Raw genomic sequence first — 12,984 nt, 5'->3', positions numbered from 1 at the left:
GTTGAAGGCATGGGGGTGGAACATTGGCTGATAAGCGTGATTATTACGAGGTGCTCGGTGTCTCCAAAGGCACCGGCGAGGATGAGATCAAGAAAGCATACCGCAAGCTGGCCCGCCAGTATCACCCTGACGTCAACAAGGCTGCTGATGCCGAGGCCAAATTTAAAGAAGTGAAAGAGGCCTATGATGTTCTGAGCGACTCGCAAAAGCGTGCGCGCTATGACCAGTACGGGCATGTGGATCCCAGCCAGGGGATGGGAGGCGGCTTTTCGGGCGATTTCAGCGGCGGCTTCGGAGATATATTCGATATGTTCTTTGGCGGCGGAGGCGGCCGGCGTGATCCGAACGCTCCGCAGCGGGGGAATGATCTGCAGTACAACATGACCATTGAGTTCAAGGAAGCGATATTTGGCATCGAGAGAGACATTACCATTCCGCGGACGGAAAGCTGCGACACCTGTCACGGATCAGGGGCAAAACCGGGTACACATCCGGAAACATGCTCCGTCTGCCGCGGCACCGGGCAGGAGGAAGTTGTACAGAATACGCCTTTCGGCCGTATGGTGAACCGGCGTGCTTGCTCCAACTGCGGCGGATCGGGTAAAATCATCAAGGATAAATGTTCGACCTGCAGCGGAACGGGCAGAGTCCGTAAGCAGCGCAAGATTCATGTCCGGATTCCAGCCGGTGTGGATGACGGCGCACAGCTGCGTATGAGCGGCGAAGGCGAGGGAGGTATGCGCGGAGGTCCAGCCGGCGACCTGTATATTGTCATTCGTGTGAAACCGCATGATTTCTTTGAGCGTGAAGACGATGATATCTACTGTGAGGTACCGCTCACGTTTGCACAGGCTGCGCTCGGGGATGAGATTGAGATTCCGACGCTGACCGAGAAAGTGAAGCTGAAAATCCCGGCCGGCACCCAAACAGGCACTTACTTCCGCCTCAAGGGCAAAGGCGTGCCTCGTCTGCGCGGCATCGGGCAGGGCGACCAGCACATCAAGGTGGTGGTCGTGACACCGAGCAAGCTGAGCGAAGAGCAGAAAAATCTGCTGCGTGAATTTGCGTCCTTGAGCGGTGAACAGAACCATGAGAACGAGCAATCATTTTTCGACCGTATGAAACGGGCGTTTCGCGGAGAGTAAAATGTGAAATATTGCAACAGCAGGCAGGAGAAGGCTCCTGGCCTGCTGTTTTTTTGCGCTTTATTTTAAACCCCCTCTTCCTCTATTTCCCTTTTTATAACATACGTAATCTGTGTGTCAACACAGATACTTCCACCTAATGCCGATAAATGTATTTTGTAAACGAAGAATCGCCGTTTTTTAAAGAAACTTTACATTCCGAAAATCTTTCCAGTGACTTCATTTGATTATATCTATATAACATTTATCCTTGGACCTACACATAAAAAACAGCAGATGACATCTGCCACATGCAAGAAGGAGGAAAAAGAAGGAAATGGGGTTAAGTAAAATGAAGACGATGACAAGGCGTGTACTTGTAGCCATGATTTGTCTGGTTATGGTGGCCTCCACCAGCATTTCGCAGCTTATGCCGCGTGCGGCGGCGGCGGAAGAATCCAACGTATTTTTGCGTTCGGGTGTAGAGGCAACGGCCAGTGGATACACGGCGTCAGACTCGCCTACTCAGGCGATTGACGGTGCAGCGGACAGCAAATGGTCATATGAAACGGGGACAACTCCTCCATCTGCAGATAACCCCTACTGGCTGAAGGTTGATGCCGGTGCAACGGCGACAGTCAGCCGGTTTGAAATAAAACATGCCGGCGCAGGCGGCGAGCAAGAGGAATACAACACCGGCGATTATACGATTGAAGTCAGCGACGATGACGTAAACTGGGAGCCGGTCGTTACGGTTACAGGCAATGTGTACGGTGAGACCGTGCATCCTTTATCCGAGCCGGTGTCGGCCAGGTACTTCAAGCTGAGCATCACCGCTCCTGCGAACGGTTCGGTTGATGACGATCAGGCGAACATTTATGAATTCGAAGCCTTTGGTTACATGGAAGAAGCTGTCGCCCTTCCAGTGACAGGCATTAGTCTGAACAAGTCTGCCTTGCAGCTTATGGCGGGCGAAACGGAGCAGCTGTCAGTGTTGGTAACGCCGGAGGATGCCTCCGTGCCTTCCTATACCTGGACCTCCAGCGATAGTAATGTTGCCACTGTTAACAACTTCGGGTTTGTGACTGCTGTAAGTGCGGGAACCGCAGAAATCACCGTGACGACGCAAGACGGCGCCTATCAGGCTTCGGCAACAGTTACTGTAGGATGGATTCTTCCAGGTCTGGCTGGATCCATGCTGATTGCGAAGGATAGCCAGTGGGCTTATCTGGATGATGGCTCCGATCAGGGCACGGCATGGCGTGCGGTTGATTTTGATGACAGCGGCTGGGCAAAGGGTGCGGCTCCGCTGGGATATGCAAGCAGCGGCAAAGATCAGAATTTGAATACGAAGATCGATTATGGCAACGATTCCGGCAACAAACACATCACCACCTATTATCGCAATGAATTTGCGGTTGCCGATGTCTCGGCAATTAAACAGCTGACAGGTACGCTCATCCGGGATGACGGAGCGGTCATCTATTTGAACGGCCAGGAAGTGTACAGAACCAACATGCCTGAAGGGACGGTTACATACAGTACCCTTGCATCCGGCGCTGTCGGCGACGAGCGGGAGGAGAATTTATTTACGATCGATCCGGCTCTGCTTGTGGATGGTACGAATGTGATCACAGCGGAAGTGCACCAAAATGCGGGCAGCAGCTCGGACACCTTCTTTTCACTGGAGCTGAGCGCTTCCGATGAAGAAGTGGTGCAGCCTGCCAATGATCAGGGATTGCTGGCTGAATATTATACCAACAGCGGGGGCGACTTTGCCTTTGGCCCTTATAAATCGACCCGCATCGATTCGCAAGTCTACTTTAAAGACCTTGAAGGGACAATGAGCACCTGGGCTGGACAAAACGATAATGTGAATATCCGCTGGACAGGCCAAATCGTTCCGGAATATTCTGAAGCCTACACCTTCTCCATGATCGGAGACAACGGCTTCCGCTTGTACATTGATGGACAACTGGCCATCGATCATTGGAAAAACGATTGGGATGTCGAATACTCAAGCAGCCCGATTACGCTTGAGGCAGGCCGGAAATATGATATTAAAATTGAATATTTTGAAGATTACGGCGGCTCGAATCTCTACCTGCGCTGGGAAAGCCCGAGCGTGCCCAAGGAGATTGTGCCTGCGGAAGCGTTTTATCTGCCTGCTGACTATGACGGTCCGGTATCCGCCGAAATCGCTCAAGACGGCAAGCATGTTGAGCTGGCGTTTATGAATGAGCTGAGCGCTGTGCCGGATACTCTTGCGGAGCATTTAAGCGTTGCAGTTGGTGAAGGAACAAGAACGGTGACAGCGGCAGAGCTGTCCACAGGGGACGCTTCTGTCCTGAAGCTGGAGTTGAACGCGCCGGTGCTCTCCAACCAGCTTGTGAATGTTAAATATGACGGCAGCGGAGGATTGGCGGCAGCTGGGCAGGGCAGCATCGGGGCTTTTGCCTTTAGCCCGCTGAACAAGTCCGAGTATCTTGACTATTCACCGATTTCGATTGCGATGTCGTTCTATGGAAGTCCGAAAACGAACCGCTCATTTGCCTGGTACACGAAGTATGACAAACCAGAAAATGCGCCTGCTAATGCTAAAGACAGCATCGTAGAGGTTGTGCAGGCAGGCGGTGAGTTTGATTCACCGGACGTTAAACGTTTTGTAGGCGAACCGGAAGATACCAAAGTATTGGATCTTAAAATTACCAATTCGACGAGAGGCAGCTTTATCAGCCACAAAGTGCTTGTCACCGGTCTGACCCCTGGAACCGCATATAAGTACCGTGTGGGCAGCGATGATAATTGGAGCGATGCGGGAAGCTTCACGACGGAAGCTGATAATGAAAAAGAATACGAATTTTTATATATGACAGACTCCCAAGGGGCCAATACGAAAGACTATGAAGTGTGGGCAGACACGCTCGGCCAGGGGCTGAACAGATATCCGGATTCCAAATTCCTCGTCATGACCGGGGATATGGTGGATGCCGGGGCACTGGAGTATCAATGGCTTGATTATTTTGGAAAACCGCAGGACAAGCTGCTCAATTTGCCTTTGATGGCGGCGGTAGGCAACCATGAAGGTCCGTACAATGACAACTATTACTATCACTTCTATTATCCTAACGAGTCGATTGACGATCCTTTGCCGCCTGGAAGCGTGTATTCCTATGATTATGGCGATGCCCATTTCATGGTGCTGAACACAATGGATATGGGCTGGGACAGCCGTCAGCGGGCAGCGTTCCAGCAGCAGATCGAATGGCTGAAGCGCGAGGTCGCCCAGACGGATAAAAAATGGAAGGTGGTCGCTTTCCACAAGGCGATTTATTCAGTCGGCGGCCATTCGGATGAGGCTGAAATCTATGAATTGAGAGATATGCTGGTTCCGGTCTTTGACGAGCTTGGCATTGATGTCGTTTTGCAGGGCCATGACCATACGTTCATGAGATCCTATCAAATGTATGGCGACAAGCCGGTTGCTGACATCGAGAAGGACGCAAGCGGCAATCCGGTCAATCCGGACGGTACGATGTACATTGTCAACAACTCCGCAGGCACGAAGTATTATGACGTGAACCAAGGCTTGAACAAGTATTATGCGGATGCATTTGAACAATCACGCAAGCCGGTGTATACGGGCATCAAGATGACGGAGGACAGCTTCACGCTTGAATCTTACCGTTCCGGAGAAGATCAGCCGTTCGATACCTACACGATCGTGCGAAATGACAGTAAGCCCGAGACTGTTCAAGAATTAACGGCAAGCAAAACGGGCGACGGAAAAACGATTCTTACGTGGAAGAAGCCGGAGAACGGCAACGCGGAGGACGCGGTCAGAGGTTTTAGAATTTACGAAGCAGAGGGCAAATTGGGCCGCAACTGGAGCGTATACGTGCCTGCGGTTGAGGGGCAGAACAGCTATCAATATGCTGTAGAAACCAAAGATTCTGGGCAGGACTATGTGTTTGCCGTTACGGCGGTGGACAAGCGGGATAACTCCCCGGCCAGCACGGTAAGCACAGCCGGAAACGTACCGGCGGCTCCTACTCTTCCTGTCGTGGACGATGGATATAACACATTCGGCTGGACGAATGTGCCGGGATATTCCGAGCCCTCAAATTACGAATACAGTGTGGATGGCGGAACTAGCTGGAAGGATGTCACGGCGAATCCTCAACCTGTTGGGGATGGCGATTATGCCGCAGGAGCGGTCATGGTGCGGGTGAAAGCCGATCAAGCCAAGGGAATGGCTGCTGGACTGACTCTCGCCTCGGACAAACCGTTCACGGCCAATAGCGTTCACCGTACGTATTCGGTAACCGGCGCCTTAACACGGGAAAAAGGAATGAAGGTCGAAATCGAGGTTGAAAAGCTGGCCGAATACAGCGGAGACGCGTATGTAGTCTTTGAATTGCTGAACGGAGATACGCCTCTGCTCATCAATGCGATTCCTGTCAAGCAAAGCAAACTGCCGATCTCGCAGTACTTTAATGTAAGCGGAGCGGATTACAGGGTGAAGGTATTCGTATTTGATGAGTTCAACAGCGACCTTGACATCCCGGTACACCTGGCGGAACCGGTGGAGTTCAAGTAATGGATGAAAGAAAGAGAGGACTGCATACGGTGAAGAAATTGTTAACGGTTGGTCTGGTCATGTCATGTCTGCTTTCACCGGCTTCAATCTATGCGGCAGAGGCGGACAGCGCCCCGACGGCAGGAGGTGTCGGAGCTGCAGACAATGCCGCGACTGCCTTCGCGCTGGAGCTGAGTGCGAATGAAGTGCGGCGCGGGGGTGCAATTACAATATCCGGAACGGTTCCGGAGGGAAGCCATGATGTTGTGCTTAAAATCGTAAGTCCGAATCAGACGGTGTTTTATGTTGATGTCATCTCTGCCACCGGCGGCAGCTATGGCGTCAACGTAGCCATCCCGACGAGCGAGGAGCTTGCTCCATTTGGCACCTATACGGTGGTGGCCGGCAGCGGCGGAGTTCAGGCAAGTAAGACATTCTCAGTTGCCGGTGGTGGAAATAATCCCGGGAATGGCGGCGAAAATCCGGGCAATGGCGGTAATGATCCGGATAACGGCGGCGGCAACCCTGGCAACGGCGGTAGTGATCCTGACAAAGGCGGTGGCTCAGGTGGCGGATCCGGCGGCGGCGGAGGTGGCGGCACGGTCATTACCCCGCCAAAACAACCGGGCATTTCGGACGGAGCCGGTCAAGTAACTGGAGCGGTTATTCAACCGGAGAAGGGGCAAAACGGAAGTTATATTGTAGGCAGCGGAACATTGGCGGCGGCAGCGGGTCAAGCGAAGGATGCAGTGACCATCCAGCTTCCGGCAGCAGCCGGTGAATCCGGCGCGCCATTGGAATTCCCTGCAGGTTCCTTGAAGGATCTTCAGAGCAAGCAGCTGGATTTGATCATTACATCCGGAAATCATACGGTCCGCTTCCCGGCCGGCTCCATCGGTACATCTGCGGCCAAGGAGCAATCCATCCTGCGCATTGTGCTGAATACAGCCATGACAGAGGAAGCCGGTAAGGTGGTTGAACAGACGCTGCAAACGAATACGGATTACACACAGACCGGAATTGTGCTTTCTGTAGTCATCCAGCTCGTAACAGACGGCCAAGTAGTGGAAATTCATGAGCTGGACAAGCCGGCCTCGGTAACGATCCAATTGACGGCAGAGCAGGCAGCGAAGCTTCGCGCGGCTCTGGCTGCTGTGTATTACGTGGATGGCAAGCAGCTGGAATACATCGGCGGCAAGCTTAACGGAGATTTATTCTCTTTCACTGCCAAGCATTTCTCGTATTATACAGTGCTTGAATATAACAAAACATTTGTTGATCTGGCAGGACACTGGGCTGAGCAGGCTGTCAACCAGCTTGCGGCCAAGGGAATCGTCACTGGAGTGGACGAGCGGCATTATGAGCCTAACCGTGCCATTACGCGGGCCGAGTTCGTGACCTTGATCATGCGGGCGATCGAGCAGACGGGCAAGTCATCGGCCAATGGTGCAAATCCGTTCTCGGATGTGAAGGCAGGACAGTATTATACCGGTCCAATCGCGGCTGCGGCAGAGCTTGGCATCGTAACAGGCTATGACGGAAAATTCCGTCCTGCAGACCGGATTACCCGTGAAGAGGCGGTAGTTTCGCTTGTACGGGCTGCGAAATATTTCAGCACGACTCAGCAGCAGCAGGGTGAGCCATCCTTTGCCGATGCAGGCAAGATTTCTTCCTGGGCGGCTGCGGCAGTGAAGGAAGCCTGGTCTGCAGGGTTGATCGAGGGAGACGGAAAGGCCTTTAAGCCGAAAAATTCGGTAACACGGGCTGAAGTCGCCGTGATGATCCAGCGGTTGCTGGCGGACAGTTTATGATAAAAGGGAAGCGGGAGGACCGGCACGCCATGGTGAAAAGGTTGGTAGCAAGGATAATGGCAGCATTGTTCGTATTGATGATGCTGGAATCCGTAACGGTAAATTTGATTTGGGCGGCATCTGCCGCCCCCTCTGCGGAGGGGAAGAACACCCGCAACGTCGCCTTGAACGCGAAGGTGACAGCTTCGGGACAATGCAACAGCAATGAGGGTGGCAAAAATGCCGTAGATGGCGACGCCACCACGAAATGGTGCGACAACTCCAGCGGTTCAGGCAAATGGCTGGAGCTGGATTTGGGCAAAGTGTATAAGATTAATGAGTGGGTTGTGTACAATGCGGCCTTCAGCGAGTCCGGCAACGTTCCGTTCTGGAATACGAAGGATTTCCGCCTGCAAAAAAGTGCGGACGGCAAAAAGTGGGAAACCGTTGATGCCGTGAGAAACAATGTTCAAACGGTTGTCGACCGCTATGTGCCGGCATTTTCCAGCCGGTATGTCAGATTTTATGTGGAGCGCGGGGCACACGACAATAATACGGTGCGGCTGTATGAGCTCGAATTGTACGGAGTGGACGAAGGGCAGGAGCCCGATTATCCCGCGACCAACAAGCTGCCGGTGGATTATGTAGATCCGTTCATTAATACGCTCGGCGACAACGGGCAGACGAATCCGGGACCTTCCACGCCGTTTGGCCTCGTTTCGCTGGGGCCTGATGGGGATGGCGGAGCTTTCAGCGGTTATTATTATCAGGATAAAAATTTAAAGGGCTTCTCACATCTGCGTTTCAGCGGCGTCGGCTGCAGCGGCGGGGGCGGCAATATTTTGATGATGCCGGAAACCCGTACCTTCACGAATAACAGCGGTGAATACAAGCAGAAATACGATAAAAGCAGCGAACAGGCTTCGCCTGGCTACTATGGCGTAGAACTGGCATCCGGAATCAATGCCGAGCTTACGACTTCGGACAACGTCGGTTTCCACCGCTACACGTTCCCGGCCAATGAGATGGACGGCTCTGTGCTCGTCGATCTTTCCAACTCCTATGCGGGAATGCTGGATGCCAATCTGACTGTGGAAAACAATAACGAAATTTCGGGCATGATTCAGTCCAAAAACGTGTGCGGATACGGCAATTACAAGCTGTATTATTCCATTCAGTTTGATCATGATTTTGCATCATACACCTCGTGGAAAGGCACCGATACTGGAGCTGTACCTCAGCGCAGCGGTTCCAACACCGGGGTTTGGCTGGATTTCGACACACAGAACAATAAAGTGATTCAGGCCAAGGTCGGAATCTCCCCAATCAGTGTGGAGCAGGCGAAGTCTGAGCGTGACCACGATATTGCGGGTTGGGATTTTGATGCTCAGCATCAGAAAGCACGCAGCATGTGGAGCGAAGTGCTTAACAAGATCGAAATCACGGACAACGATGAAAAGGAAAAGACCATTTTCTATACGCAGCTTTACCATATGTTCCTGCATCCGAAGAACGTAACCAGCTCGGCAGGCGAGTTCCGGGCGGGCAGGGATGAAAACACGATCCGCAATACCTCGGAGCTTGGCGACGATTTTGAATATTACAGCGGCTGGTCGACCTGGGACGATTTCCGGAAATACCCGCTGTACTCCATCTTAGAGCCGAAAAAATATGAGAACATGGTAAAATCGCTCGTTGATCTTTATAAAACGAGAGGCACTTACACCCAATATGGCGACGGCTATTGGCCGAGCCCGACGGTGAGAAATGAGTTTAACGGCGCCGTCATTCTGGATGCTTACTCCAAAGGTTTTACAGATTTTGATGCGTACACGGCACTGGAAGGCATGGCTGTTGATACCGATCATTATGTATACAGCGACAATGATGTTTCCGGCAAGCTGGAAAGAGCCTACAGCGCGTATTTTCCGATGAAGCTTGCAGAAATGCTCGGTGACAAGGACACATATGCGAAGTACAAGGACATTGCCTTGTCCTATAAAAAGCTATGGAATCCGGACCAGGTGGACGAGAAGGGCGAAAAACGCGGTTTCTTCACGCCAAATGCCCGCAATGTGTCAGCCTCGGAAATTACGCAGGTTGATAAATATGCTTATCAAGGCAACCTGTGGCAGTACCGCTTTTTCGTGTTGCAGGATATTGCCGGATTGGCCGACCTGATGGGCGGCATGCGTGAAATGGCGGGCGAGCTGCTGCATTTCTTCGAGATCAACGAATATATGGCGGTCAATGAAACCGCCCCGCTCGATGCTCCTTACCTGTTTAACTATTTGCGCATGCCTTATTTGACGCAATATTATGCAAGGGAGTATACAACAGAGGTTGTCACGCAGAATTACCATAACCACGGCCGTTATGCGTATCCGATCAAATCGCGGGTTTACCGCGATGATCCGGAAGGGTATCTGCCATCCATGGACGACGACGCCGGTGCGATGGCTTCCTGGTACGTGTACAGCGCCATGGGCATCTATCCCGGAAATCCGGGCGAAGCGATGTTCCTGATCGGCTCGCCGATCTTCTCGGAAGTGAAGCTGCACCTGGACAACGGCAAGACCTTTACCATTAAGGCAAATAACGTTTCGAGCGACAACCGCTTTATCCAGAGCGCCGAGCTGAACGGCTCGAACTTTGATCAAGCCTGGATTCGCTATGAGGATATCATGCAGGGCGGCACCCTGGAATTCTCCATGGGCTCCGTGCCGAATACATCCTGGGGCGCTTCCAAGGCAGCGATGCCGCCGATGACGAATTACGCGACAGAGATCGATAACAACCTGATCCGTCAGGATCTGATTGCAGAAAAGTCGGAATGGAAGTATTTGGACAACGGCAAATATGCCGGCGAAGGCTGGACAACCCTGAATTTTGACGACAGCTCCTGGGCTGCGGGTCAAGCGGTGCTCGGATACGACAGCAAAGGGTTCGCGAATACGGTGGTCAGCTATGGACCGGACGGAAATAACAAGTATCCAACCACCTATTTCCGGAAAACGTTTGAGGTTACCGATCTGCAGGATATCACGAAATTGGAAGCGGGTCTGATTCGTGATGACGGAGCGATCGTGTACCTGAACGGTCGTGAGATCATCCGCACCAATATGCCGCAAGGAAATGTGGACTATGGCACCTATGCGAATGCCACGGTAGGTGACGAGCGGAATGTGAACAGCTATGTCATTGATCCGTCTTACCTGGTTGAAGGCACCAACGTGCTCACTGCAGAGGTTCATCAGGTCAATGCTACAAGCTCGGATATCGCCTTCGAATTCAGTCTGGCGGCTGTCAAGCAGATGGCGAAGCCTGCAGCTCCGACCCATCCGATCGTAGACGATGCTGCCAACACGTTTGGTTGGACGAATGTTCCCGGCTTTGACCAGCCAGCGAATTATGAATTCACGACAGATGGCGGTGCGCATTGGCAGACTGCCACCTCCAATCCGCAAATCGTTGGTCCGGCGGAATATGAGGTAGGAGAGATTCAAGTAAGAGTCAAGAAGGATGAAAGCCAGGGCCGTGCGACCGGCGAGGCGTTGAAATCGGACAAGGCTTATACTTCAGACATTCTATGGGACGTCTTCGATCTGGAGGCGGATGTGAACCGTAAAGGCAATATGAAAGTGGATGTCAGCGGCACACTGAAAGGCCAATATGTCGATTCGGCGGTAGCCGTGTTCCAGCTCATGAACGGCAGCGAGCAGGCCTGGGTATCCAACGCCGTGCCTGTCGAGACGGGCAGCTTCCAGCTTTCACAGAGCTTTAACGTCAATGCAAGCAATTATCAGCTGAATATTTATCTGGTCGATGAGTACAACGGCAACGTGTATGATTCGCTGTGGCTGGCCGATCCGATCGTATCCCAGGCCGAGCCTGTGCCGGCTCCAACTCCCGATCCGGAACCGGAGCCAAATCCCGGGACACCAGGGGATGATGAGGAAATTGAGCCTCTTCCGCTTCCGGTGAAGGAAGAAGAACCTCCAATTGCTGAAATACCGGAGGACGGAGAGCAGTCCGGCAGCGGCGGCGTGTTTGAGTTCGAAGACCGCAGCGCATGGACTTCGGCGGTGAACACCTTTAACAACAATCCGCTGAAAACGGAAAGCAATAATGGCGGAACGGTGGTCGCCAACACCTTCACCGGCGCATGGCTCAGTTTTGAGGATGCTGATTTCGGTACTGAAGGTGTAAACCATATTGCCGTTGAGTATGATGCTCCTACATCAAGAACACCTGCAGACGGCGTTCTTGAAGTGAGATTGGGCGGAGTTGACGGCGAGCTTGTGGGTACAGTCCAACTGCCGAATACCGGCAGCGGCTGGGGAACATACAAGACAGCCGAGGCGAACCTGAACAAAACCTTAACCGGGACACAGGATGTGTATCTGGTTATGAAAGGCAGCACGGACAGCACCCGTCTGTACATGGGCAACTTTGACCGTTTTACATTGGATTATGTCAAAATCAGAAACGATTATGCCCGTCTTGAGTTGGAAAAGTATGATCAATGGTCCACAAATGCGAATCCCGCTAATAATGGGCCGCTGAAAACGGAAGCTGGCAAGAGCGGACAGCAGGTTGCAAATACTTTTGACGGAGCGTGGCTGGCCTATCTGAATATGGATTTCGGCAATACGAGTGTGAATCAGTTTTCGATTGAGTATGCTGGCAACACCGGGAATACAGCCGCCGACGCGGCGGTTGAGATTCGTCTTGGCGGCGTAGACGGCACCTTGGTCGGCAAAGTTGCCACCCCTCCAACCGCCAGCGGCTGGGGCACCTACGCTACGGTGACAGGCAGCCTCACACAAACCCTTACCGGGATGCAGGATGTCTATCTCGTATTTAAAGGCAAAACCGATTCGACATACAAATACATCGGAAACTTTGACAACGCCAGCTTCTCCGCAGGCACAGCGCCTGAACAACCGGAAGAGCCGGAACAACCTGGACAGCCTGAGCAGCCGGAAGCGGATGTGACCGTACAGTTTGAGAATCGCAGTGAATGGTCCGCGGCGGTCAACACGTTTAATAACAAACCGCTGAAAACGGAAAGCAACAATGGCGGCACGGTTGTGGGCAATACGTTTGACGGCGCATGGCTGACCTTCAGCGATGTCGACTTTGGCACCAAGGGGAAAAATAATGTGGAGATCGTGTATGATGCCCCTTCACAAAAAGCCCCGGCCGACGTGACAGCGGAAATCCGCCTGAACGATGCGAACGGCGAGCTTGTCGGTACGGTCAATCTGCCGAATACCGGCAGCGGCTGGGGAACGTACAAGACCGCCAGCGCGAAGCTGGACCGGACGCTCAGCGGCGCGCAAACGATTTGTGTGGTATTCAAAGGCACGACCACGTCAGGCCTGATGTATGTCGGCAACCTGGACAGCATGACTTTCTCCGCGGCTGAATAAGCCGCGGGTCATATTGTTGAGTTAGAGATTATAACTTCCCTACAAAAAATCGGTAA

4 protein-coding genes are annotated in these 12,984 nt (G+C 52.6%); all 4 read left to right on the top strand.

All coding sequences use genetic code 11. The annotated features are described in order from the left end of the window. Positions 1-23 precede the first annotated feature (23 nt). Positions 24-1,145, top strand: a complete 1,122-nt coding sequence (gene dnaJ, locus ACI1P2_RS17535) for a molecular chaperone DnaJ (protein ID WP_355321144.1) — start codon at positions 24-26, stop codon at positions 1,143-1,145. Between the two features lie 316 nt (positions 1,146-1,461). Further along, entirely contained in the window at positions 1,462-5,724 is a 4,263-nt protein-coding gene (locus tag ACI1P2_RS17530; RefSeq protein ID WP_355321143.1) for a PA14 domain-containing protein, read from the top strand. Continuing rightward, the gene (locus ACI1P2_RS17525) at positions 5,724-7,514 is read left to right on the top strand and encodes an S-layer homology domain-containing protein (protein WP_355321142.1); all 1,791 of its coding nucleotides are present in this window, start codon (positions 5,724-5,726) and stop codon (positions 7,512-7,514) included. The genes ACI1P2_RS17530 and ACI1P2_RS17525 overlap by 1 nt, the downstream gene beginning before the upstream one ends. Positions 7,515-7,543: 29 nt before the next feature. Next, positions 7,544-12,928: a GH92 family glycosyl hydrolase gene (locus ACI1P2_RS17520; protein WP_408976261.1), complete on the top strand. Its 5,385-nt coding sequence runs from the start codon at positions 7,544-7,546 to the stop codon at positions 12,926-12,928. The last annotated feature ends 56 nt before the right edge of the window (positions 12,929-12,984 follow it).

The sequence above is a fragment of the Paenibacillus jiangxiensis genome (assembly GCF_046098255.1).
GTDB lineage: Bacteria > Bacillota > Bacilli > Paenibacillales > Paenibacillaceae > Paenibacillus > Paenibacillus jiagnxiensis.
This window is presented reverse-complemented; position numbering and strand designations above follow the sequence as displayed.